The sequence below is a fragment of the Bradyrhizobium sp. USDA 3315 genome, assembly GCF_054056795.1.
In genome coordinates this window covers 2,628,265-2,652,467 of the sequence record NZ_JBSRYP010000001.1, presented here as the reverse complement: position 1 = coordinate 2,652,467, position 24,203 = coordinate 2,628,265, and the positions used below count along the sequence as shown (strand labels likewise).

Sequence of the window (24,203 nt, the reverse complement as noted above, 5' to 3'; positions counted from 1 at the left end):
GATAGGCCAGCATCCTCCCTGCGCGCACCACAACAAACAACAGCGCCGGGGAAACGCATGAGCAAGGCCGCTCGGTTGGATTATGGCTGGGTCGTCGTCGGCGCGGGCGCGCTGATGACCTGCGTCGGCTTCGGCACAATGCTGTCGCTCGCGGTGTTCCTGCAGCCGATCTCGGATGCGATGGGCTGGTCGCGCGCCGGCGTCTCGGCGGCGGCGACGCTGGATTTCCTCTGCATGGGTTTTGCGGCGTTCGCCTGGGGCGCGCTGTCCGACCGCTTCGGTACCCGCATCGTGGTGCTGGCGGGCAGCCTGTTGCTCGGGCTTGGCCTCGTGACGGCAAGCCAGGCGCAGAGCCTGTGGCAATTCCAGCTCTGCTTCGGCGTGCTGATCGGGATCGCCGCCGGCAGCTTCTATGCGCCGATGATGGCGCTCGCCAGCGCCTGGATCGACAAGCATCGCAGCCTCGCGGTCGCGCTGGTGTCGGCCGGCATGGGCGTATCGCCGCTGACCGTCGCGCCGTCCGCGAGCTGGCTGATCACGGCCTATGACTGGCGCTTTGCGATGTTCGTGATCGGCATCGCCGCATGGGCGTTGCTGATCCCCGCATCGTTCCTGGTGCGCCCGGCGCCGCAGGGAACGGACGTCGCAATCCCGACCGCCGCGAACGTGCCGCAAACCGAATGGACCGCGGCGCAGGCGCTGCGCACGCCGCAATTCATCACGCTGGCACTGGCGCATTTCGCCTGCTGCGCGGCGCATTCGGGACCGATCTTCCACATGGTGTCCTACGCCATGGTGTGCGGCATCGCGCCGCTCACCGCGGTCACAGTCTACAGCCTCGCCGGCTTCTCCGGGCTCGGCGGCCGGCTGCTGCTCGGCGTGCTCGCCGACCGGCTCGGCGCCAAGCCGGTCCTGGTCGGCGGCCTCCTGGTGCAGGCGCTGTCGATCGCGACCTATCTCGCGGTGGCGCAGCTCGGCGAGTTCTACGCGCTGTCTGTCGTGTTCGGGCTGGCCTATGGCGGAGTGATGCCGCTCTACGCCGTGCTGGTGCGCGAGTTCTTCGGCGCGCGCATCATGGGCACGGTGTTCGGCGCGGTGTCGGCCTTCGCGAGCCTCGGCATGGCGCTCGGGCCGTGGGCCGGCGGTTACGTGTTCGACACGTTCCACGGCTATACGTGGCTGCACGCCGGTTCCTTTGCGATCGGCCTCGCCGCGGTCGCCGTGGCGCTGAGTTTCTCGACCAAGCGCCAGCCGTCGCTCGATCTCGGCCGCGCCGCCGCCTGAGCGCGGCTGCATTCGTCACACTCGCGCGCACCGGCACAGCGGATGGATAGCTGATCTGCATCGGCGCCGTCCCGCCTTGCCTTCCCTTGCCCTCTCCTGCCGGATGAGCCACCATCGCCCGGCCTGCCCAACAAGAATGACAGAAGGCGCCGAGGACACGCATGAACAAGCCGCAGGGATTCGACCTTGTCGAGCGGGCGCGCGCGCTGGCGCCGCTGATCACGAGTGAAGCCGACGAGATCGAACGGACACGGCGACTGACGCCATCCGTCACCGCGGCACTGGTCGAGAACGGGCTGTACCGCGCGCTGCTGCCGAAGCGTTTTGGCGGCGCCGAGGCGACACTGGACGCCTTCATGCAGATGCAGGAGGAGATCGCCAAGGCCGATGCATCGACCGCCTGGTGCCTCGGCCAGTGCAGCGTCTGCGCCATGACCGCGGCCTATCTCGAGCCCGACGCGGCCCACGAGATCTTCAACACCGCGCCCGGCATCCTGGCCTGGGGCGCGATCGCCCATGAGGTCCGTGCGGAGCCCGGAGGCTATCGCGCCAGCGCGCGCTGGGATTTCGCCTCGGGCTCGCGGCAGGCGAGCTGGCTCGGCGCCCATGTCCGCGTCGTCGAGGCCGACGGCTCACCGCGCAAGAAGGCCGACGGTTCGCCGGAGATCCGCACCATCCTGTTCCCGATGTCGTCAGCGACAATGTATGACGTCTGGGACGTGATCGGTCTGAAAGGCACCGGCACCGATTCCTACTCGGTCGACAACCTCTTCATTCCGGAGCAGTTCGCCGCGCTGCGCGACGATCCCGCCGCGTGCCGCGAGCCGGGGCCGCTCTACAAGCTCTCCACCAACATGGTGTTCAGTATGGGCTTTGCCGCCACCTCGCTCGGCGTCGCGCGCGCCATGCTGGACGCGGCGACCGAGCTTGCCCGCGGCAAGACCCCGCAAGGCCTCAAGGCGATGCGCGACAACAACGCCGTGCAGGGCCAGATCGGCCGCACCGAGGCGAGCCTGCGCGCCGCGCGCGCCTATCTGTACACGACGGCCCGCGACGTCTGGAGCGATCTCGTCCGCGGCGATCCGATCACCGAGGCGCATCGCGTCGCGATCCGCATCGCCTCGACCTGGACCATCCACCAGTCGGCCGCGGTGGTCGACATCGCCTATCACATGGCGGGGGCAACCGCGGTGTTCGCCAAGAATCCGTTCGAGCGACGGTTTCGTGACATGCATGCGATCGCGCAGCAGATCCAGGCCCGCGACACCCAGTACGAGGACGCCGGCAAGGCGATTTTGGCAGGCAATCTCGGCGCTCCGCCGACCGCGCGCTAAAGCATGATCCGGAAAAGTGCGAAGCGGTTTTCCGAAAAGATCATGCTTAATCAAACTAAGGCGCGATGAAGCCAGATTGAACCGGGGCGTGTACTCAAAAATCCGCGATGTCGGCTCTACCCCTAAAACCGACATGGTTGACCACGGCATGTCGGTTTTGGGCCCAACAGTTGGCATGACGCCTGGCGGCCCTCGCAATCTGAATTTCTATCCCCGACTGTGCAAAAGGATTCTGTCGACTGCTCGAATTTTTCAGCGGTGCGATAGCGCATTGAGCTCGCAGGGGGCAGCCGTCGCGCTTGGTACAGCCAAAATTCGCAATCTTGGTGCTGTTTTATGAGCAGGCGCAGCGCATCTATTCGTTCGTACCAAGCAACCGAACTGCCTTGGCAGTTCTTGGTTAGTCGGCGCGTCCGCGCGCTCTGCAGCAGTTCCACCAAGAGACAAGGAGTATTCCCATGAAGGCCATCGTTGTAACGGACCAAGCCGCGGGAACGGCCGGGATGAAGCTGGTGGACCGGCCCGAGCCGCAGGCAGCGATAAACGACGTCGTCGTTCAGGTTTATGCGTCGAGATTTGTCCCGACTGAGCTGGCGTGGCCCTCGACCTGGACCGATCGCCTCGATCGTGACCGAACACCGTCGATCCCGGGGCACGAGCTGGCCGGAGTGGTCACCGCTCTCGGATATGGCACTACAGGGCTATCGGTGGGACAGCGGGTGTTCGGTCTAGCGGACTGGTATCGCGACGGCACGCTGGCCGAGTATGTGGCGATCGAGGCGCGCAACCTCGCGCCGCTACCGGGCGACGTCGACTTCACAATGGGCGCAAGCCTTCCGGTCTCGGGCCTGACGGCATGGCAAGGACTATTTCAGCACGGCCGCCTCCAGGCGGGGCAGAGCGTCCTCGCACACGGCGCGGCCGGCGCAGTCGGGTCGATGGTGACGCAACTCGCGCGAGAGGCCGGCGCGTATGTGATCGGCTCCGGGCGGTCCGCCGACCGTCAGACTGTGCTCGACTTCGGCGCGCAGGAGTTTGTCGATCTCGACAACGACGCCCTTGAGGACGTCGGCAAAGTCGATCTGGTGTTCGACGTCATTGGCGGTGAAATCCAGAAGCGGTCGGCAAAACTGATTCGAGGCGGAGGAACGCTGGTGACGGTCGTTGGGCCGGCCGAGGCGCGACCTTCCGACGGCCTGGCGGTCGACTTCGTCGTCGAGTCCGATCGTTCCCAACTGAGTGAGATCGTCCGGCGGGTGCGGGACGGACGCCTGCGGACGAACATCGGCAACGTCACGACTCTCGACGAGGCCGTCGCTGCCTTGAATCCGACCGGTCGACGCAAAGGGAGTACGATCATCCGCGTTCGCCCCTGAGTGACACATGCCTATTGATGCGCGCAGCCGGCCGGCCCTGTCAGGCCAGACGTTGAACAGTACGAAAGTAGCACCGGCGGCCATGGTCGCGGCACGAATACCGGCGGCGCAACATCCGGTTGTTAAGCTTTTTCTGCGACTTTGCGGACGGCGCTAATGCCTGGAGTTTCGCTGGTCCCATGTTCACGCTTCGATCGATTGCCGCCCGCCTGATTCTGGCGATTTCGCTGACTGTCGCGGTCGCCTGCGCCATCCTCGGCGGCTTCTCCATCAGCCAGCAGCGGGCGCTGACGCGGCTCGCGCTCGATCAGCAGCTCAAGCTGCAATATGACAGCGTGATTGCGGCGATCGACTACGAGGGGCGCGCCGCGCTTGCGGTCTCGGCTGTCATCGCCGCCCTGCCGCCGGTCGAAGATGCTATCGCCAAGGGCGACCGTGACGGCCTCGGAAGGCTGCTCGGCGCCTCCTGGGCAGCGATGAAGGCGCAGGGCATCCCGCTGATCTCGTTCTGGCAGCCCCCGGCAACTGGCTTCTACCGGGTCCACGCGCCGAAGGCATTCGGCGACGACGCCTCGACGCGGCGCACCACGGTGGTGGAATCGAACAGGAGCGGCAAGCCGATCGTCGGCGTCGAGCCCGGCCGCGAAGCGCTTTCGATCTTCGGCATGACCCCGATCATGCACGAGGGCAAGACGCTGGCCAATGTCGACGTCGGCGCCGCCTTCGGCAAGGAATTCGTCGACCGCGCCAAGAAGCGCTTCGGCATCGACCTCGCGGTGCACTCCTTCGACGGCCAGAGCTTCAAGCGGCTGTCCTCGACCTTCGGCGACACCGTGGTCGCGACCCAGGACGAGCTCAAGCGTGTGATGAACGGTGCGGCCCTGCTGCGCGACGCCGTTCTCGACGGCCATGCGGTCGAGCTCTATCTCGGCCAGATCAAGAACTACGCCGGCGAGCCGGTCGCCGTGCTCGAGATCGTCAAGGACACCAGCGACTATGAAGCCGCCGCGGCGAGCGCGCAGCGCAATCTGATCCTCGGCGTGGTCGCGATCATGGCCGCCGCCGTGCTGCTCGCGTTCCTGCTCGGCCGCGGCCTGTCGCGGCCGCTCACCGCGATCACCGCGGTCATGAACCGCCTGTCCAGCGGCGACACCAGCGTCACCATACCCGGCAGCGAGCGCCGCGACGAGCTCGGCACGATGGCGAAGGCGGTCGATGTGTTCCGCCGCAGCATGGTCGAAACCTCCTCGCTGCGCGAGGCGCAGGAGGCCGACAAGGTGAAGGCGGAGGCCGACAAGCAGGCCTTGCAGCGGCAGATGGCCGATCGTTTCGAAGCCGACGTCAAGGGCATGGTCGCCGCCGTCGCGCGGTCCTCGGGCGACATGCAGCGCGTCGCCAACGAGATCACCGCCAGCGTCAACGGCGCCTCCGAACGGACCTCGGCGGCAGCCGCCGCGTCCGAGGAAGCCTCGGCCAGCGTCAATGCGGTCGCCGCCGCAACCGAGGAGCTGGCGTCCTCGATCACCGAGATCGGCCGCCAGGTCACCCATTCCAGCCGTGTCGCCGACAGCGCCGTGACCAAGGCCATGGAGACCACCGAGATGGTGACGAGCCTCGCCGCATCGGCAGAGAAGATCGGCGACGTGCTGCGCCTGATCAGCGCGATCGCCAGCCAGACCAATCTGCTGGCCCTCAATGCCACCATCGAAGCGGCGCGCGCCGGCGAGGCCGGTCGCGGCTTTGCCGTGGTCGCCGCCGAGGTGAAGGACCTGGCGAGCCAGACCGCGAAGGCGACCGAGGAGATCGCCGGCCAGGTCGGCGCGATCCAGTCCGCCACCGGCAACTGCGTCAGCGCGATCGGCGACATCAGCGGCACCATCCGCGAGATCTCGGGTATCGCCACCGCGATCGCGGCGGCCGTCGAGCAGCAGGACTCGGCGACGCGCGAGATTGCCCGCAGCGTGCAGCAGGCGTCCACCGGGACCGTCGAGGTCTCCGCCAATATCGCGGGCGCGAGCGAGGCCGCCGGCCAGTCGCGGGCCCTCACCGGCAATGTGCTGGATACGTCCGGCCAGCTCGGCGATCACGCCGCCGCGCTGTCGCACAGCGTCGACACCTTCCTCGCCGGACTGCGCAACGCCGCCTGAGCGGCGGCGCCGGGCTTCAAGTCATGGCCAGGGCAGCACGGGCGGCGGAGCGGACCGGTCGGACTTGTCGTCCGGCCGAGCGTCGACCCGCCCCCAATCGCGCATGAACGGCATCTTCAGCAATCCGCGCAGCGACTGCTTCTCGGGATCATCGAAGCCATCGAGACCGTAGCGCAGCTCCGCGAAGCGCGGACCACGATTATAGGTGCCGCCGAGCCGGTCCCAGATCGAGAGCAGGTTCGAATAATTGCTGTCGGTCTCCGGCTGATGACGCGAATGATGCATCTTGTGCATGTTCGGCGTCACGAACATGAGCCGCAGCCAGCGGTCGAGCCGCTCGGGCAGGCGGATATTGGCGTGCTCGAACTGGGCGTTCAGCGCCGACAGCGTCAGATAGCTGACCAGCACCCAGGCCGGCGTTCCGAACACGACCACGCCGGCGATGTGCCAGCCGATCCGCCACAGCGTCTCGCCGGGATGCTCGCGGAAGGCCGTGGTGACGTCGACGAAGCGGTCGGCATGGTGCATGCGGTGGAAGCGCCACATCCAGCCGAGCTTGTGCATGGAGACGTGGGCGAAATAGGCGAACAGGTCGAGCCCGATGATGCCGAGCAGGAGCTGGTTCAGAGGTGACAGGCCGAGCCAGTGCGACAGGCCGAATTTCGCGTCCAGCGTCCATTGCGCGGCCAGCGGCGACAGCGGGCTGAGCAAAAGGTTCACGCCGACGAAAATCACGGTGATAGCGGCGTTGCGGCCGATATTGCGCAGCCGGTCGCTGCGGCCATAGCTGAATAGCGGAAACGCGGCCTCGAACAGCAGCACGATCGCGAACGACGCAAGCAGGAACGCGATCCGCGCACCGGTCGACGGCAGCTCGACGTGAGCCATCTCACCCGCGCCCGGATGCCACAGAAGCTTTGCAAAGCCGATCATGCTGGCCGCTCCTCTTTACAAAACGAATATTCGTTCTTTATAGTGGCGACAGATGATCGTCAAGCCGGCCTTGCCGCCGGGCACCGCTTGACGACGAACAAGGACCCGACAATGCCGAAGGTGAAACCCGAGACCCTGGCGATCCGCCGCGAGGAGATTTTGCAGGCCGCGGAGATCTGCTTTGCCCGCCAGGGATTTCACCAGACCACGATCCAGGACGTGATCAAGCAGTCCGGGCTCAGCGCCGGCTGCATCTATGGGCATTTCACCGGCAAGGAAGAGCTGATCCAGGCGATCGGCGAAAGCCGCCATGGCCGCGACAGCGCGCTGCTGGCGCTCGAGGGTCCACCGGACGATGTGTTGCAGAGCCTGCGGTCGATCGCCCGCGGCTTTCTCGGCGACCTGCAGAAGGAAGAAGGCCTGCGCGCCCGCCGCGTCGCGTTGCAGCTCTGGGCGGAGGCGCTGCGCGACGACGTGGTCCGCGACCAGGTGACGAGCGGAATTCGCCAGCCGATCGCCCTGATCGTGGACCTGCTGCGGCGCGGCCAGAAGAGCGGCGCGATCGACCGCGGCGTGCAGCCGCGCGGCGCGGCGCGGGCAATGGTCGCGATGTTCCAGGGCATCGTGCTGCAACGGCTGTGGGGCGAAACCGTCTCGACCGCGGAGGCGATGCACGCCTTCGACATCTTCCTTGCCGGCCTTGCCGCCAGGCGCTGACGGGGGATGCGGTGATCGTCCACGACCTCCTCGCCGGCATCGGCACGGGCCTCGCCGGCGGTCTGACCGCCGGGCTGCTCGGCGTCAGCCCCGGCGGCGGACTGGTCGTGTTCTCGGTGCTACTGCTCGGCGCCGGCCAGCATGTCGCGCAAGGCATCTCGCTGGTCGCGCAGGTGCCGCCGACCAGCCTCACCGGGATCCGGCGCTATTGGCAGAGCGGCAACCGCACGCCATTGCGCTGGATCGCGCTGCTGACAGTCGGCTTTGTCGCCGGCGGCGCGGCCGGCGCACTCGCCGCCAACCATGTCGCCGAGCCCGCGCTGCGCTGGACCTATGTGGCCTATCTCGTCGTGCTCGACGCGATGCTGATCCTGCGCGGCGGACGCGACGAGGCGAAGCACGACGACAAAGTCACCGCGCGCGAAATATCCTGGCCGGCGCTGCTCATTGTCGGGCTGCTGGCGGGCCTGTCGTCGGGCTTTCTCGGCATCGGCGGCGGACTGGCGACCGTGGTGGGCTTAAGCGCCGTGCTCGGGGTGCCGCAGCATCAGGCGCAGATGGCAAGCCTCGTGATGTCGCTGATCCCGACCACGATCCCCTCGGCCTGGATCTATTGGAGCGAGGGCTCGCTGGCGTCCTGGCCCGTGCTGGCAGGCGTGATCGTCGGCCTGCTAGCCGGCACCGATCTCGGCGCCCGCGCCGCCAACCGCATCAACCGCGCGCGGTTGCACAGCGCGATGATCGTCTTCGTGTCGCTGATGGCGGTCTATATGACCTTCAAGGCGCTGTGGTAGATAGACGTGGGTACGTCGTCCTCGCGGAGCCCATTATGCGCAAGCCGGCAACATCGACCAGCAAGGCGGCGCGACGGCCGCAATCGAAACCGGCAACTGCGCTGTTCGACGCTTACCCTGCCCCGGTCAGAGCCAAGCTGCTGGCGTTGCGGCGCCTAATCTTCGAGACCGCGAAGGCGACTAAGGGCGTCGGCGGGCTGGAAGAGACGCTGAAATGGGGCCAGCCGAGCTACCTCACGCCGGAGACCGGCAGCGGCAGCACGGTCCGGATCGATCAGGTGAAGCCGGCCGCCGACCGGGTCGCGATCTACTTCCACTGCCAGACCAATCTGGTCGAGACCTTCCGCGAGCTCTATCCCGAGCTCAGCTACAGCGGCAACCGCGCCATCCTGCTCGATGTCGCGGGCAAGCTGCCGGAGCCCGCGCTGCGCCACTGCGTGGCGCTGGCGCTAACTTATCATCTCAACAAGAAAGAATCGTAGGGCGTGAAGGCGACGGCGGTGCGCTCCCTCTCCCCGTTCTTACGGCGAGAGGGTTGGGGTGAGGGGCCGTCTCCGCACATTCGGTAATAGCTGCGTTCGCGGAGAATCCCTCTCACCCGGAACGCATCTAACGATGCGTTCCGACCTCTCCCCGCACGCGGGGCGAGGTAAGGGGAGCCCGACGCTCGATCGAGGTAACATCTCTGCCTCTAGGCTCCACTACGCCACCAGCGCCGTCGCGACGCGCTGCGCCTTCAGCAGGCTGATGACCTCGGCGTTCGGCCGCGCGCGGCTGAACAGAAAGCCCTGGCCCTCGTGGCAGCCTTCGGCGCGCAGGCGGCTCAACTCCGCTTCGGTCTCGACGCCCTCGGCGGTGATGGTGACGCCGAGCCCGATGCCGAGGCTGACGATCGAGCGCACGATCGCCTGCGCGTCCGGGTTCGCACCAAGGTCGCGTACGAACGACTGGTCGATCTTGATCTTGTCGAACGGGAAGCTGCGCAGATAGCTGAGGCTGGAATAGCCGGTGCCGAAATCGTCCATCGACATCCGCACCCCGAGCGCACGCAGCGCATGCAGCGTCGCCAAAACCTGGCTGCTCTTTTCGAGCAGCAGCGTCTCGGTGATCTCAAGCTCGAGCCGCCGCGCCGGCAGGCCGGATTGCCTCAGCGCGTCGGTGACCAGCGCCAGCAGATTGCCGGTACGGAATTGCAGCGGCGACAGATTGACCGCGACGCGCACGTCATCCGGCCATTGCGCCGCGTCCATGCAGGCGCGATGCAGCATCAGCGCGCCCAGCGGATTGATCAGCCCGGTCTCCTCGGCCACCGGGATGAACTCGCCCGGCGAGATCATGCCGCGCTCCGGATGCGGCCAGCGCACCAGCGCCTCGAAGCCGGTGATGCGCCCGGTCGCAAGATCGACCAGCGGCTGGTAATAGGGCCGCAGGCCTTCGTTCTGGATCGCATCGCGCAGGTCGATCTCGATCTTGCGGCGGCTCTGGGCACGCGCGTCCATCTCCGCCTCGAAGAAGGAGAAGGTGCCGCGGAATTCGCTCTTGGCGCGCGACAAGGCCATGTCGGCGCTCTTCAGGAGCTTTTCGGAATCCTCGCCGTCGCCGGGCGACATCGCGATCCCGATGCTGGCGCCGATCACCACCGAGTGCCCCTCGAGCAGATAGGGCTCGCCGATCGCGTCCAAAATCCGCCGCGCCAGCAACACCGCGTCCTCGGGCCGCATCACGCCGCCCTGCACGATGGTGAACTCATCGGAGTTGAGACGGGCCAGCGCATCTTCCTCGCGCAGCGTCGAACGCAGGCGCTTGGCGACCGCGCGCAGCAGCTTGTCGCCGATGCCGTGACCGAGCGTCTCGTTGACCGCCTTGAAATTGTCGAGGCCCAGCATCAGCACCGCGACCTTGTCGGTCGAGCGGCGGGTGTGCTGCAGCATCTCGTCCATCTGCTGGCGCAGCAGATTGCGGTTGGGCAGGCCGGTCAGGCTGTCGTGCTGGGCCATGAAGGCGAGCCGCGCCTCGGCGCGCTTGCGTTCCGTGATGTCCATCAGCGCGAGCAGCATCGCCGGCTGGTCGCCATGCATCAGCTGACGCGAATAGATCGCAAGGTCGATCAGCGTGCCGTCGGCGCGCACATGCTTCCAGGTCCGCGCCGCCTGCTCGTCGCTGCTGCGGCCTGCCGCCCAAGGCAACTCGGCATCGAACGCCTGCAGGCTCCTGATCGTCATCCGCTCGAATTCGGCGCGGACATAGCCGTAATGCGCGATCGCGGCGTCGTTGACCGCGAGGATCCGCTCGCCGTCGAGCGCGCACAGGATCATCGGCACCGGATTGCCGTCGAACAGCAGGCGGAACGACGCCTCGCGCTGCTTCAGTTCAGTGATGTCGACGCGCAGGCCGACGATGCCGCCATCCGAGGTCAGCCGCTCCTCGATCAACACCACGCGGCCGTCGGCCAGCACCTGCTCGTGCCGCTCGCCGGGCTGGTACATCTTCCTGAGCCGTTCGGCGATCCACTCTTCCTCGCGGCCGGCAGCCTCGGGATAGTCGCCGCGCGCGACGCCGATGCGGATGGTGTCTTCCAGGCGCGCACCGTGCTCGAACAGATCGGAGCTGCGCTTGTAGATTTCCGAGTATTTCTTGTTCCAGAGTGTGTAGCGGCCTTCCGGATCCAGGAACACGATGCCCTGCGGCAGGATGTCGATCGCCTCACGCAGCCGCGCGTTGGATTTGCGCGCCTCGGCGATCGCGGCTTCGGCCTGCGCGCGCTGGCGCACCAGTTCGCCGATCTCGACCGCGGGGCGGCGCGATCTGCCCGACACTTTCGGCATCGGTGTGGGACGACGGCCCCGAGGACGGGACAGTTTGGCCTGGTTCGGTTTCTTGGTGTTTTTCTTCGGCCGCATCATCGGTATCGCACGCCCCACGCGCATTCCAGTTCGGCGATATATCTGCGATAAGTCTCTGAAAAATTGGTATCTCTTGGCGAGTAGCTGCGCTGCCTGAGAAGCCCTTGCATGCCTGCTTTGCAGGCGAATTCACGCCGGGCGCGAGTTTGCTCCCGGCGCGCCGGCGGCGCACGGCACAGATTCGCAGCGTGGAAGCGCCGGCGCTTGGTGAAGGAAGCGTAAACCGGCGCGCGATTGCACAATGAATGCGCCGAAGACGCTTCAAGCGCATCAATGTTCGTCAGCGTGCCGCAGGGTTATCGCGCGGTTAAAGCGCGGTGCGCCTCAGCCTTCGGATTTTGCCGGATCATACCTTAGTTGGTGATTTCGATGCGCGTGCCGCCTCGGCCGTTGCGCTCGACCAGCCCATAGAGCATTGCGGCGTGCGAGGGATGCAGGCGCACGCAGCCATGCGAGGCCGCCCCGCCAAGGCGCGTGAGTTCGTATGTTCCATGGATGGCAAAGCCGCGGTGGAAGAAGATCGAGTGCGGCATCGGCGAGTTATAGTACTTCTTCGAGTACCAGCGGCGCGCCAGCATCTGCGGACGGAACACCCCACTCGGCGTGCCATAGCCGCGGCGGCCGGTCGACACCGGCCAGTTGTAGCGTCTCGCGCCATCGACGCTGACCGCCATGCGCTGCGATGATTTATCGATGTGAACGACGACGTCGGCCCGCGCCGGCGAGAGCGCCAAAATCGGCGCGGCAATCGCGGCGGCAAACGCCAGCCGTACGCACGATACGCTCGTCACAATAACGCCTACCCTGAAATTATTGCGGACATGATGTCGCCCACAACGTGCGCTTGTAAAGTGGCGTGGCTCACATCGGAGCCTGGAAGCCGCAGGTAATCTTAATCCACCCTGTGGGCGATCAAGCGAATGGGATGAAAGCGCGGTCCGCCTGCTCCGAATCCATGCTAGCCTTGCGCCGACAGAGTGATCCGAATGACACCCCGCCTGCGTCTGTTCCCACTCCTGATCTTAGCCCTCGTCGCCTGCACCATCTCCGCGCGGGCGCAGGACAGGGGCTCGCTCAATCCACAGCCGCTGCCGCCGCTCGCCAACCCCAACGATCCAAAGATCGGGGCGAAGCAGCTGTTCGCGCGCAAGGTGCTGCCGGCGGCGTTGCCGACCCGGTCGATCGGCGGCTACACTAAGGGTTGTCTCGCCGGCGCCGCGCAGATGCCGCTCAACGGCGAGACCTGGCAGGTGATGCGCTTGTCGCGCAACCGCTACTGGGGTCACCCCAACATGATCGCGCTGCTGAAGCGGCTTGCGGCCAACGCGCACAAGGACGCCGGCTGGCCGGGCATCCTGGTCGGCGATATCGGCCAGCCGCGCGGCGGCCCCGCGCTCTCCGGTCATGCCAGCCACCAGATCGGACTTGACGCCGACATCTGGCTGACGCCGATGCCCGATCGCAAATTGTCGCGCGAGGACCGCGAGGAGATGTCGGCGGTGATGATGGTGCGCGACGACCGGCTCGACATCGATCCGCGCGTGTTCACGCCGGGCCACGTACTCGTTATCCGCGACGCGGCGCGGGAGCCGGCGGTGCAGCGCATCTTCGTCAACCCCGCGATCAAGAAGGCGCTGTGCCGCGAGGCCACGGGCGATCGCGGCTGGCTGTCGAAGATCCGGCCGTGGTGGGGCCACGACTACCACTTCCACATTCGCATGCGATGTCCGTCCGGCAGCCCGACCTGCGAGAGCCAGAAGGCGCAGGCGGAGGGCGAAGGCTGCAAGCCGTCCGATCTCGCCTTCTGGTTCAAGGATTCGGTGCTGCATCCGAAGCCTCCGCCGAAGCCGCCGAAACCCCGCCCGCCGATGACGCTGGCGCAGATGCCGGCTGATTGCAGGACGGTGCTGAACGCCCCCGACGCCAAACAGCAGCTGCCAGGGCAATAACATCTTCGTCAGGCGGCTATGCCGGCCGGCTCGAACTGCGATATGATCTCGTGCCGTCGCGCCGTAAGCGCGTTCGGGCGATGGATCGGGGCGGCTGATCTGTTTATCCGTCATCATGAATGGACCAGACATGCGCAAATCGCTCCTCGCCGCATCGCTCGTGCTCGTCTCGACTTCCGCTGTCGCGGCGGAGGAGCCGAGCGGCTGTGACAAGTTCAAATGGTCGATCGAGCGCGCACGCGCCGCGCTGACCGCGTCCGATCGTGCCAGGGTCGTATCGGGAAGCGAGCAGACGGCGCTGCCGGCGACCGCGATCACGCTGGCGCTGGTGGCCCCCGGCGACGCCAAATTGCCGACCCCGCCGGAGCGCGCGCCGAAGGAAGGCACCTTCGCCGGCTTCACCAGCTTCAAGGCCGCGCCGAAGGCCGGGCTCTATACCGTCAGCCTGTCGGCCGGGGCCTGGGTCGACCTGGTGCAGGACGGGCATTTCCTGAAGCCAAAGGCGTTCAGCGGCGCGACCGATTGCGACGGTATCCGCAAGACCGTGAAATATGACCTCGCCGCCAGCCCCTTCGTGCTGCAGGTCAGCGGCTCAAAAGAGAACTCGCTGTCGATCGCTATCCAGCCGGCGGATGAATAGGACGGGCGGTTAGACAAACGGTCGCCTTTACCGTAAGCCCCAGCCTGCTATGTTTGCAGTGCGATATCCCTGAGGACCGTAAGTCCGTCGGGGACCAGCGGAACAGCGCTTCCGTTCGTCGCAGGCCAGACCCCAACCCAACGCCTGATTTGCGCGCGATCGTTCGCGCGCGAACTCGCACGGAGCGCTTTCCATGCCACGACTTTCAATTTCACGGCTTGCCGGACTTTTCACCGCTTTCGTCATCCTGCTCGGCGCGCTGCATTCGCCCGCGAGAGCGGAGGACAAGACGCTCACCGTGTTTGCCGCCGCCTCGATGAAGAACGCGCTCGACGACATCGATGCAGCCTATACCGCCAAGACCGGCGTCAAGATCACCGCCAGCTATGCCGCGAGCTCGGCGCTTGCCAAGCAGATCGAGCAGGGTGCGCCGGCCGACGTCTTCGTCTCCGCCGACACCGACTGGATGGACTATGCGATCAAGCAGAAGAACATCAATGAAGCGACGCGGATGAACCTGCTCGGCAACTCGATCGTGCTGATCGCGCCGAAGGATTCCAAGATCGACAACGTCAACATCGGACCGGGCTTCGATCTCGCCAAGCTCGCCGGCGACGGCAGGATCGCGACCGGCGACGTCAAGGCGGTGCCGGTCGGCAAATACGCCAAGGCCGCGCTGGAGAAGCTCGGCGCCTGGCAGTCGGCGGAGCCGAAATTCGCGATGGCCGAGAGCGTGCGCGCCGCGCTGACGCTGGTGGCACGCGGCGAAGCCGTGCTCGGCATCGTCTATTCGACCGACGCCAAGGTCGAGCCGGGCGTCAAGATCGTCGGCACCTTCCCGGCCGACACCCATCCGGCCATCATCTATCCGGTCGCGGCGACCACGACCGCGAAGCCGGAGACCGCCGAGTACCTGGCCTTCCTGCGCTCGTCCGCGGCGAAGACGATCCTCGAGAAATATGGCTTCAAGTTCCTGATCAGCCCGACGACTTAAGCACGTGTTCGAGATCTCGCCGGCCGAATGGACGGCGATCCTGCTGTCGCTGCGGGTCGCCGTCATCGCAACACTGGTGGCGACCCCGTTCGGGGTAGCGCTCGCCTGGCTGCTGGCGCGGCGCGATTTCTGGGGCAAGTCGCTGCTCGACGCCGCCGTGCATTTGCCGCTGGTGCTGCCGCCCGTCGTCACCGGCTATTTGCTGCTGCTGACCTTCGGCAAGCGCGGCCTGGTCGGCGGCTGGCTGGCCGACCATCTCGGCATCGTGTTCGCTTTCCGCTGGACCGGCGCGGCGCTCGCCTGTGGCGTGATGTCGTTTCCGCTTCTGGTGCGCCCGATCCGTCTCTCGATCGAAGCCGTCGACCGCCGCCTCGAGCAGGCGGCCGAGACACTCGGCGCCGCACCGTGGCGGGTGTTCGCAACGGTGACGCTGCCGCTGGCGCTGCCCGGCGTGCTGGCCGGCATGGTACTCGGTTTTGCCAAGGCGATCGGCGAGTTCGGCGCGACCATCACCTTCGTCTCCAACATTCCCGGCGAGACCCAGACCATTTCGTCGGCGATCTATTCGCTGATCCAGACGCCGGATGGCGACCCCGCCGCCGCGCGGCTCGTGATCATCTCGATCGTGCTCGCGATCGGCGCACTGGTCGCGGCTGAAGTGTTCGCGCGTCGCGCCACCGCGCGCCTGCATGGGCAATAGAGCATGATCCGGAAAAGTGTGAAGCGGTTTTCCGAAGAGGCCATGCTCAAACAAGGAGCTAAAGCGCGATGACGATTCAACTCAATCTCATCGCGCTTTAGCCATGCTGCGCGTCGACATCACCAAGCTGCTCGGCGAGTTCTCGCTTGCAGCCTCGTTCACCAGCGAGGGCCGCGTCACCGGTCTGTTCGGCGCGTCCGGCTCCGGCAAGACCTCGCTGATCAACACCATCGCGGGACTGTTGCGTCCCGACCGCGGCACCATCGTGATCGACGGCGAGACCGTCGACGATACCGCGACCGGCATCCACGTCCCGAGCTGGCGCCGCCGCATTGGTTACGTGTTCCAGGACGCGCGGCTGTTTCCGCATCTCGATGTCCGCCAGAACCTCGACTACGGCCGCCGCATGAACGGCCTCACCGAAGATCCCGCCCAACACCGGCGCGTCGTCGACCTGCTCGACATCGGCGCCCTGCTCGACCGCCGTCCCGGAAAGCTCTCCGGCGGCGAGCGCCAGCGCGTCGCGCTCGGCCGGGCGCTGCTGTCCAAGCCGCGGCTGCTGCTGCTCGACGAGCCGCTGGGGGCGCTCGACGAAAGCCGCAAGCTCGAGATCCTGCCCTATCTGGTGCGGCTGCGCGACGAAGCCGGCATCCCGATGGTCTATGTCAGCCACGACGCGGCCGAGCTGCGCCAGCTCGCCACCCAGATCGTGATGCTGCGCGGCGGCCAGGTGACCGCGTTCGGCGGTGTCAAGGTGCTGACGGCGGGCGCCTAGCTGGCCGTTTTTCCGAAAGTCGGCATAAGATAGCCTATCTTGTCTGCCAGGCCCGCGTCGGGACGTCCGATCGGGCATAGGGAAGGGTGAATTTGTGCGACTGACTGGCTGGGTGTTGCTGCTGATCGGCGGGCTGCTGTGCACCACGATTTCGTGGGCCGCGCTCGGCTTCCTGCTGATGGGCGTCGGCCTGATCGCGCTGCAGGTCGACGAGCGGCGCCGGCGTCCGGCCGATGCTGCCGTGCCGGCCGGCGCCTCGGGATTTACACCGCCGCGCCTCAGCGACGGGCTGCAGCCGCCGACCCTCGACCCGATCGCAGGCCAGGATACCGGGCAGCGTCAGCCGCGCCGGGTGGCCTGGCCCGACAAGAAGGGGGACGCGGCTTACGACCGGGAGACTTACGACCGGGAGGCCTGGCGCCGGCTGGTCGACAGCGATCCTGATCTCGCCCAGATCGCCAATGTGCTCGCCGATTACGGCCCGCAATATGTCGACGAGCTGGCAGCGAGCTATCTGGCCGCCCCCGACAAGGGCCGCCTGGCGGCGATTGTCGACGGCATCATCGCGCGCGCCGGGGACGGTCAGCCGATCCCGTCGCCGCCGGCACCAGTCGAAGCATCTCGGCCGCCACCGCTGCCGCCCCCGCCGCAGCCAAAGCCGGTGATCATCCCTGCCGCCAAGCCGGCGGCTTCGCCAAGCAATCGCGCAAACGCTCTCGAAGCGTCCCTGCTAGCCACGGTCGAGGAGGCGTCCGCCAAGATGGCCGCCGAACGCGCGGGTCTCTTCAAGCCTGCCAAGGAGCCTGGAAAGGAGCCGGGCAAGGCCACCGACGGCCGGCCGCAGGCGGCGATCCAGCGGGAACCGCTGTTCGGTCGCGCAACCCGGGACGCGAAGCCCGCCGGGCCGCCGCCGGTGCCGGTCACACCGCCGCCGATGCCGGCTACACCGCCGCCCATGCCGGCCGACACGCCCGCCGCCCTCGAAGCATCGTTGATCGCCGCCGTCAGCGAGGCCGCCGCCCGGCGCGCGGACGCCCCCAAGGATGCGTCGAAGGACGCGTCCAAGGATGTGTCCAAGCCGGCACCGGAGTCAGCGCCGCCGGCGAGGCGCGAGCCCGAAATCCGCGCGGTCGCGCCCACCCAACCGACGCCACCTCCGCCGGCTCCCGCTGCGCCCGCCACGACGCCAGCTGCGACGACACCACCTGCGAAGACAGCGGCCGATAATCTCGACGAGACGCTGCTCGCGGCGCTGGCCGAGATTTCCGGCCAGAAGATCAAGGGCGAAACCAAGCCGGACGCGGTGTCCAAGGGCTCATCCGGTCCGCCGGCCGACGACGGGCTGTCCGACATGATCAGGAAGTTCGCACCGGATTCGAACTTCCTGCGCAAGACCTAACGGCGCGGCTCAGACCCCCGCCACCGACGCCCAGATGTCGGCGAGCTTGCGCTTGACGATCTGCATCCGCGTTTGCGGCGCGACCTTCTCCTCTTCCTCCGGCAGGCGCAGGCCGACCACGTTGACGCGGCCGCCGCTGATGCTGCGCGCCACCAGCACGATCTCGTCGAGCGCCAGTTCGGCCCCTTCCTTCGGCGCGCGGTCGAGATTGACGTCGAAATAGTCGGCGAGCGTCAGCTTGGCCTGGTGCTCGTCGACCTTGACGCCGTAGATCTCGGCGAGCTCGCCGAGCGTATGCTCGGCCGACACCATGAAGTCGCCGAGCAGATGCGGATCGGGCGCGCTCGACGGCGCCATGTCGACGAAGAAGCGGTCGAGCGCCTCGGCGCGCTCCGGCGGCGCCAGCAGGTAGATGTAGTCGCCAGGCGCGACCGGATCGGCCTCGGTCGGCGTCAGGATCCGCTCGTCGCGGATCACCAGCGTCGGCTTCGACCAGGACGGGATCAGCCCGCGGCGGAAGTACAGGCTCTTCGGCCGCACCGGATAGCCGACCAGCTGCTGCTCGAGCTGGCCGGGCAAATCGAGCTCGACGCGGCGCGGGCCGCGTTCGGCGCGCGGCAGCGCGACGTGCAGCCGCCGCGCCGCCGGCGCCAGTGTCCAGCCCTGCAACAGCAGCGAGATGATGACGACGACGAAGGCGACGTCGAAATAGAGATAGGCCTTCGACAGGCCGACCAGCATCGGGATCGAGGCGAGGAAGATCGCGACCGCGCCGCGCAGGCCGGTCCAGGCGATGAAGACCTTCTCCCGCCAGTTGAACTTGAACGGTGCGAGGCAGATCAGCACCGCCAGCGGCCGCGCCACCAGCATCAGCGCGAACGCCACCAGCACCGCGCCGCCGGCGCTGGAGAGCAGGCGATGCGGCGAGACCAGGAGGCCGAGCAGCACGAACATCACGATCTGCGCCAGCCAGGTCGCGGCGTCGAGGAACGTCACCACCGAATTATGCGCGCGGGTCGGCCGGTTGCCGATGATGATACCGGCGAGATACACCGCGAGAAATCCCGAGGCATGCACGATCTGCGAGCCGCCGAAGATCACCAGTGCCGCCGTGGTGACGAACGGCGCATGCAGGCCCTGCGGCAGCGCTACATAGTTCAGCGCGATCACCACCAGCCGGCCGCCGATCACCCCGATGATGGCGCCGAACACCGCCTCCTGGATGAACTCCAGCGCGATGTGCGAGGCCGAGCTCTGGCCGATCGAGATGAACTCGACCAGCATCAAGGTGAGGAAGATCGCGAACGGATCGTTGGTGCCGGATTCCGCCTCCAGCGTCGCGCCGACGCGCGGCCGCAGCCGCAGACCCTGGGTGTGCACCAGCAGGAACACGGCAGCCGCGTCGGTCGAGGCCACGACGGCGCCGACCAGCAATGACTCGGTCCAGTTGAGGTCGAGCACGAAACGGGCGACCGGCGCTGTGATCAGCGCGGTCAACAGCACGCCGGCGGTCGCCAGCACCATCGAGGGCACCAGCACGGTGCGGATGCTGGCAAACCGCGTCTTCAATCCGCCGTCGAACAGGATCAGCGCCAGCGCCACCGAGCCGACCAGATAGGTGGTGCGGACGTCGTCGAACTGCAGCCGGCCGGGGCCGGAATCGCCCGCCAGCATGCCGACCAGCAAGAACACCAGCAGCAAGGGAGCGCCGAACCGCAAGGCCAGCAGGCTCGACAGGATGCCGGCCATCACCAGCACCGCACCGAGCAGGATCGCTATACTGACGGAGTCGAGGGATGCCATGCGCCTTCGGAGGTCTCAAATACTTGCAATTGCATCCTTATCGTCGCCACACTGGGACGCCAACCGATTTCTGCCATAAGCGGCAATGTGCCCGGTCTCATCAGCCCTAGGTCGCCCCGACACTGTGTTGTATCGATGGTCGCGTGCGCGCCTTTGTGGGATTCTGCCTGCGCATTCGAATCACATTTGGCTGACCCGCGCTTCGAGTTGAGATTTTGCCGATGGACATGAACTGGAAGGACGTCCTCGAATCGATCCAAATGGCTGCGCGCTCGGTCGGCGCCGAGGTCGCCTCGCCCTGGTTCTATCTGCAATTCGGCATCATCCTCGCCGCCGCGGGCCTCGCCTACGCCGCCGACACCGCCATTCATGCGCGGGTCGACATGTCGTCGCTGGCGATGCGCTGGCCGCTGCCGCTCCGGCACTTCGCCCGCGTGATGGTGAAGAGCGCTTCCACCGCCGTGTTCGCGGTTCTGATGATCATCTCCCGCATCGTGATGTGGCACGCGACCTGGCCGAGCCGCAGCTATCTGATCGCGGTCTCCGCCAAGCTGGCGCTGGCCTGGCTGGTGATCCGCCTCGTCACCTCGGTGATCGACAACGCCTTCATCGTGAAAACAGTCTCGATCGCGGCCTGGGTGGTCGCCGCCCTCAGCATCATCGGCCAGCTCGATTGGGCGGCCGACACGCTGGATGCATATGCGGTCGTGGTCGGCGGCCTCCGCCTTTCGCCGCTGCTGCTGATCAAGGCCGGCGCGCTCCTGATCGTGGCGCTGTGGCTGACCAACCTCGCCGGCAATTTCGCCGAGAGCCGGATCAACCGCGCCACCGATCTGACGCCGTCGATCCAGGTGCTGCTGGTCAAGATCATCCGCATCGGATTGATGGTGACGGCGATCGTGATCGCGCTCGGCGCGGTCGGCATCAACCTCTCCGCGCTCGCGGTGTTCACCGGCGCGGCCGGCGTCGGCATCGGTCTCGGCCTGCAGAAGATCGTCGCCAATTTCATCAGCGGCCTGATCCTGTTGGTCGACAAATCGGTGAAGCCCGGCGACCTCGTCACGATCGGCGACAATTCGGGCCGGATCAGCGCGATGAAGACCCGCTACATCTCGGTCGCCGCCGGCGACGGCCGCGAGTTCCTGATCCCGAACGAGGACCTGGTGACGCAGAAGGTCACCAACTGGACCTATACCGACAAGAACACGCTGGTGAAGATCGCCTTCTCCACCAATTACGACGCCAATCCGCGGCAGGTCTGCAAGCTCGCGATCACGACCGCGGCGGCCCATCCGCGCGCCACCAAGGGCCGGACGCCGAACTGCATCCTGACCGAGTTCGCCGAGGCCGGGATGAAATTCTCCCTGACCTTCTGGATTGCCGACCCCGACGGCATGGACAATGTGAAGAGCGACGTCATGCTGTCGCTGTGGGACGCCTTCAAGCAGGAGGGCATCCGGGTGCCCTACCCGGTGCGGGAACTCCGCATCCGCGGCGGCGCGCTGCCGGTCGAGAGCGTGGTCGAGGTCTCCAATTAGCGCTTGCGCGCGGTCTTTTCGGAGCAGCGGTGGCCGCTGTTCCGGATATGGCCTGAAAATCAAGCCGTTTGGACATGTCCCCATGCCCAAGCTTGGCTTGCGCCGGGCGCGCCGATCATTAAATTAGGGCCAGAAATCAGCCCCTTGCCCGCAGAAACAGCCCGCCCATGAGCTATATCGACGCCACCGACACCTCGCTTCGCAAGACCGGCCAGATCAAGCTGCACGGACCGAGCGGCTTTGCCGGCATGCGCAAGGCGGGCGCCCTGGTGTCGAAATGCCTCGATGCGCTCACCGACCTCGTCAAGCCCGGCATCCCGACTTCGGTCATCGACGAGTTCGTTCGCAAGTTCGCCTTCGACCACGGCGCCTATCCGGCGACGCTGATGTATCGCGGCTATCGCTACTCGACCTGCACCTCGATCAATCACGTGGTCTGCCACGGCATGCCGGGCGACCGGCCGCTGAAGGAAGGCGACATCGTCAATGTCGACGTCACCTTCATCGTCGACGGCTGGTACGGCGACTCCAGCCGCATGTATGCGATCGGCGCCATCGCGCGGAAGGCCGAGCGGCTGATCGAGGTGACCTATGAGGCGATGATGCGCGGCATCGCCTCGGTGAAGCCCGGCGCCACCACCGGCGATATCGGCCATGCCATCCAGAGCTATGTCGAGCCGCAGGGCATGAGCGTGGTGCGCGACTTCTGCGGCCACGGCCTCGGCCGCCTGTTCCACGACGAACCGAACATCATCCATATCGGCCGCCCCGGCGAAGGCGCGCCCTTGAAGCCCGGCATGTTCTTCACCATCGAGCCGATGATCAATCTCGGCAAGCCGCATGTGAAGATCCTGTCCGACGGCTGGACCGCGGTGACCCGCGACCGTTCGCTGTCGGCGCAGTTCGAGCACTCGGTCGGCGTCACCGCGGACGGCGTCGAGATCTTCACGCTGTCCGAACGCCATGGCGAGAAGCCGTGGGTTCAGGTCTAATCGGGTTGAGCTGTAACCGTCCTCGTCAATAATCGCTCCGCGTGCGCTCGATGATCTCCTCGGGCGTGTGGTTCTCTCCGATCGACATCGCGCAGATCCGCGACAGATGCAGATAGGACAGTCCGGTCTCCTCCGCCCAGGCGTTGAACTGCGCCTGCACCTTGGCGAGATCGCGCTTCGACTTGACCTCCTCGGCGATATCGAGGCCGGCATCGCGCAGGCAGGCGACGACGTCGCGCGAGGTGACGAATCCGTCCCAACCGAGGAAGCGCAGCAGCATCTGTCCGGTGTTGCCGCCGAGCCGGCTGCCGCGCTTAGCCAATAGCTCCAGCAGTCCGACCTCATCCGATGACGGCCAGGCGCTAAGGAATTTGCCGAAGCTGCCGTGCTCGCGCGCGATCTCCTGCACGAAGCGGCCGTTGTCGCGCACCGACATGATCTTGGCGCCGTTGCGCACGATCCTGGCGTCGCTGACAAGCTTTTCCCAGAATTCGTCGGGCTTGAAGGCGAGCTTGGCGGGCTGAAAGCCGAGGAACGCCTCCTCGAAGCCCGGCCATTTGGCGTCGATCACGCTCCAGGCAAAGCCCGCGCAGAACACGCGCCTGGTCATCTCGGCCAGCACGCGGTCGTCGCCGAGCTTTGCCAGCGCCTTGGCGCCCGCCGGCGGCCGCAGCAGCTTCTCCAGCGCCTTCGGCCCGCCCTTGCGCTTCTCGGCGCGCGAGCGGATCACCTTGAATGATGTCACGCGGCCCTCCCCCTCTTTTCTCTCGAACCGTTGCCGCCGACGGTAATTCGCCCGAAGCATCGTGGCAAACCCGGCAGTTGCATCGGCTCTTGCAAATCGCCGCGAGCACGGCATGGTTGTGGCCGATGCCCGCCAAAGCCAGTGACAGCCCCGATCAGCCCGACGAGACGCCACATTATCACGGCCATCGCGAACGGCTGCGCGAGCGGTTCTATGCGGCGGGGCCGGACGCGCTGACCGACTACGAGCTCTTGGAGATAGCGCTGTTCGCCGCGATCCCGCGCCGCGACACCAAGCCGTTGGCCAAGGCGCTGCTGAAGAAGTTCGGCTCGTTCGCCGAGGTGGTGCATGCGCCGGTGGCGCGGCTGCGCGAGGTCGAGGGCGTCAAGGATGCCTCGATCAACCAGATCAAGCTGCTCGCCGCCGCCGCCGGCCGGATCGCCAAGGGCGAGATCAGGCGCAACATCGCGCTGTCGTCCTGGAACGACGTCATCGACTATTGCCGCACCGGCATGGCGTTCGCCGACAAGGAGCAGTTCCGCCTCCTGTTCCTCGACAAGCGCAACCAGCTGATCGCCGACGAGGTGCAGCAGACCGGCACCGTCGATCACACCCCGGTCTATCCGCGCGAGGTGATCAAGCGCGCGCTGGAATTGTCCGCCACCGCGCTGATCCTGGTGCACAACCATCCGTCCGGCGACCCGACGCCGTCGCAGGCCGACATCCAGATGACGAAAGCCATCGTCGACATCGCAAAGCCGCTCGGGATTGCCGTGCACGATCACATCATCGTCGGCAAGAACGGGCATACCAGCTTCAAGGGCATGCGGCTGATTTAGCATTGCACTCAACAAGCCCTCCGCTGTCGTCCCGGCCTAGTGCGCAATTGCACACGGGGGCCGGGACCCATAACCACGGGGTTGCGTTGTCGAAGCACGCTGTGGCTCCAGCTTTGCAAGCCAATTTGCTTTCGTGGTTATGGGTCCCGGGTCGCGCAGCGCTTGCCCGGGACGACATCGAGATTGTGGCAGAGAGTCATACGACCGCATTTCTCGCGACATCTCTTGCCGAGCCTTGCATCTCGTTCCGCCCGCGTCATACGAACCAAGCGTAACTGCCGCTAAACTAGCCCGATGCAACGTTTTCCGCGCGGCGGCGTTTGTTGCAGGTTGATCTCATG

21 protein-coding genes are annotated in these 24,203 nt (G+C 66.4%); 16 read left to right on the top strand and 5 right to left on the bottom strand.

What is annotated here, in order from left to right; translation table 11 throughout:
- Positions 1 to 57: 57 nt before the first annotated feature.
- The 4 genes from ACVIYL_RS12135 to ACVIYL_RS12120 all read left to right on the top strand — a co-directional run bounded on the left by ACVIYL_RS12135 (position 58) and on the right by ACVIYL_RS12120 (position 6,141).
- Positions 58 to 1,284: an MFS transporter gene (locus ACVIYL_RS12135; protein ID WP_076831136.1), complete on the top strand. Its 1,227-nt coding sequence runs from the start codon at positions 58 to 60 to the stop codon at positions 1,282 to 1,284.
- A gap of 161 nt (positions 1,285 to 1,445) precedes the next feature.
- Complete coding sequence (locus tag ACVIYL_RS12130; protein WP_456778645.1) at positions 1,446 to 2,618, top strand: acyl-CoA dehydrogenase family protein; 1,173 nt, start codon at positions 1,446 to 1,448, stop codon at positions 2,616 to 2,618.
- A gap of 458 nt (positions 2,619 to 3,076) precedes the next feature.
- Positions 3,077 to 3,994, top strand: a complete 918-nt coding sequence (locus ACVIYL_RS12125) for an NADP-dependent oxidoreductase (RefSeq protein ID WP_456778644.1) — start codon at positions 3,077 to 3,079, stop codon at positions 3,992 to 3,994.
- A 179-nt stretch (positions 3,995 to 4,173) separates the two neighbouring features.
- Positions 4,174 to 6,141: a methyl-accepting chemotaxis protein gene (locus tag ACVIYL_RS12120; protein WP_456778643.1), complete on the top strand. Its 1,968-nt coding sequence runs from the start codon at positions 4,174 to 4,176 to the stop codon at positions 6,139 to 6,141.
- Positions 6,142 to 6,162: 21 nt separating this feature from the next.
- On the opposite strand, the gene ACVIYL_RS12115 is transcribed toward ACVIYL_RS12120, so the two are convergent.
- Positions 6,163 to 7,074: a sterol desaturase family protein gene (locus tag ACVIYL_RS12115; protein ID WP_456778642.1), complete on the bottom strand. Its 912-nt coding sequence runs from the start codon at positions 7,072 to 7,074 to the stop codon at positions 6,163 to 6,165.
- 111 nt (positions 7,075 to 7,185) lie between these two features.
- Here ACVIYL_RS12115 and ACVIYL_RS12110 point away from each other — a divergent pair, with 111 nt between their 5' ends.
- From ACVIYL_RS12110 to ACVIYL_RS12100, 3 genes are read left to right on the top strand one after another with little or no spacing between them, the layout of a single operon-like run.
- A complete protein-coding gene (locus tag ACVIYL_RS12110; RefSeq protein ID WP_456778641.1) occupies positions 7,186 to 7,791 on the top strand; it encodes a TetR/AcrR family transcriptional regulator in 606 nt (201 codons plus the stop codon).
- 11 nt (positions 7,792 to 7,802) lie between these two features.
- The gene (locus ACVIYL_RS12105) at positions 7,803 to 8,585 is read left to right on the top strand and encodes a sulfite exporter TauE/SafE family protein (RefSeq protein WP_456778640.1); all 783 of its coding nucleotides are present in this window, start codon (positions 7,803 to 7,805) and stop codon (positions 8,583 to 8,585) included.
- Positions 8,586 to 8,620: 35 nt separating this feature from the next.
- Positions 8,621 to 9,067, top strand: coding sequence for a DUF1801 domain-containing protein (locus ACVIYL_RS12100; protein ID WP_456778639.1), 447 nt, complete (start codon positions 8,621 to 8,623; stop codon positions 9,065 to 9,067).
- Positions 9,068 to 9,286: 219 nt separating this feature from the next.
- Here ACVIYL_RS12100 and ACVIYL_RS12095 read toward each other — a convergent pair whose 3' ends face one another.
- Together ACVIYL_RS12095 and ACVIYL_RS12090 are read right to left on the bottom strand one after the other, a co-directional pair.
- Positions 9,287 to 11,485, bottom strand: a complete 2,199-nt coding sequence (locus tag ACVIYL_RS12095) for a putative bifunctional diguanylate cyclase/phosphodiesterase (RefSeq protein ID WP_456778638.1) — start codon at positions 11,483 to 11,485, stop codon at positions 9,287 to 9,289.
- Positions 11,486 to 11,841: 356 nt separating this feature from the next.
- Complete coding sequence (locus tag ACVIYL_RS12090) at positions 11,842 to 12,279, bottom strand: L,D-transpeptidase (RefSeq protein WP_456778637.1); 438 nt, start codon at positions 12,277 to 12,279, stop codon at positions 11,842 to 11,844.
- A gap of 195 nt (positions 12,280 to 12,474) precedes the next feature.
- Here ACVIYL_RS12090 and mepA point away from each other — a divergent pair, with 195 nt between their 5' ends.
- The 6 genes from mepA to ACVIYL_RS12060 all read left to right on the top strand — a co-directional run bounded on the left by mepA (position 12,475) and on the right by ACVIYL_RS12060 (position 17,945).
- Complete coding sequence (mepA, locus tag ACVIYL_RS12085; RefSeq protein WP_310883152.1) at positions 12,475 to 13,437, top strand: penicillin-insensitive murein endopeptidase; 963 nt, start codon at positions 12,475 to 12,477, stop codon at positions 13,435 to 13,437.
- A 130-nt stretch (positions 13,438 to 13,567) separates the two neighbouring features.
- Positions 13,568 to 14,077, top strand: coding sequence for a hypothetical protein (locus tag ACVIYL_RS12080; protein WP_092078684.1), 510 nt, complete (start codon positions 13,568 to 13,570; stop codon positions 14,075 to 14,077).
- Between the two features lie 208 nt (positions 14,078 to 14,285).
- Positions 14,286 to 15,071, top strand: coding sequence for a molybdate ABC transporter substrate-binding protein (gene modA, locus ACVIYL_RS12075; RefSeq protein WP_456781813.1), 786 nt, complete (start codon positions 14,286 to 14,288; stop codon positions 15,069 to 15,071).
- Between the two features lie 4 nt (positions 15,072 to 15,075).
- The gene (gene modB / locus ACVIYL_RS12070) at positions 15,076 to 15,771 is read left to right on the top strand and encodes a molybdate ABC transporter permease subunit (protein ID WP_456778636.1); all 696 of its coding nucleotides are present in this window, start codon (positions 15,076 to 15,078) and stop codon (positions 15,769 to 15,771) included.
- Positions 15,772 to 15,874: 103 nt separating this feature from the next.
- A complete protein-coding gene (gene modC, locus ACVIYL_RS12065) occupies positions 15,875 to 16,546 on the top strand; it encodes a molybdenum ABC transporter ATP-binding protein (protein ID WP_456778635.1) in 672 nt (223 codons plus the stop codon).
- Between the two features lie 112 nt (positions 16,547 to 16,658).
- Positions 16,659 to 17,945 (top strand): hypothetical protein, encoded by a 1,287-nt coding sequence (locus tag ACVIYL_RS12060; protein WP_456778634.1) that lies wholly within the window; start codon positions 16,659 to 16,661, stop codon positions 17,943 to 17,945.
- Between the two features lie 9 nt (positions 17,946 to 17,954).
- Here the strand turns inward: ACVIYL_RS12060 and ACVIYL_RS12055 are convergent, their stop codons facing one another.
- Complete coding sequence (locus ACVIYL_RS12055; RefSeq protein WP_057019518.1) at positions 17,955 to 19,748, bottom strand: potassium/proton antiporter; 1,794 nt, start codon at positions 19,746 to 19,748, stop codon at positions 17,955 to 17,957.
- Positions 19,749 to 19,969: 221 nt separating this feature from the next.
- Between ACVIYL_RS12055 and ACVIYL_RS12050 the strand changes: the two genes are divergently transcribed.
- Positions 19,970 to 21,286, top strand: coding sequence for a mechanosensitive ion channel family protein (locus tag ACVIYL_RS12050; protein ID WP_057019519.1), 1,317 nt, complete (start codon positions 19,970 to 19,972; stop codon positions 21,284 to 21,286).
- 167 nt (positions 21,287 to 21,453) lie between these two features.
- A complete protein-coding gene (gene map, locus ACVIYL_RS12045) occupies positions 21,454 to 22,278 on the top strand; it encodes a type I methionyl aminopeptidase (RefSeq protein WP_456778633.1) in 825 nt (274 codons plus the stop codon).
- A gap of 25 nt (positions 22,279 to 22,303) precedes the next feature.
- On the opposite strand, the gene ACVIYL_RS12040 is transcribed toward map, so the two are convergent.
- Complete coding sequence (locus tag ACVIYL_RS12040; protein WP_168858339.1) at positions 22,304 to 23,023, bottom strand: DNA-3-methyladenine glycosylase I; 720 nt, start codon at positions 23,021 to 23,023, stop codon at positions 22,304 to 22,306.
- 125 nt (positions 23,024 to 23,148) lie between these two features.
- On the opposite strand from ACVIYL_RS12040, the gene radC reads away from it, so the two are divergent.
- Entirely contained in the window at positions 23,149 to 23,862 is a 714-nt protein-coding gene (radC, locus tag ACVIYL_RS12035) for a RadC family protein (RefSeq protein WP_456778632.1), read from the top strand.
- Positions 23,863 to 24,203: the final 341 nt, after the last annotated feature.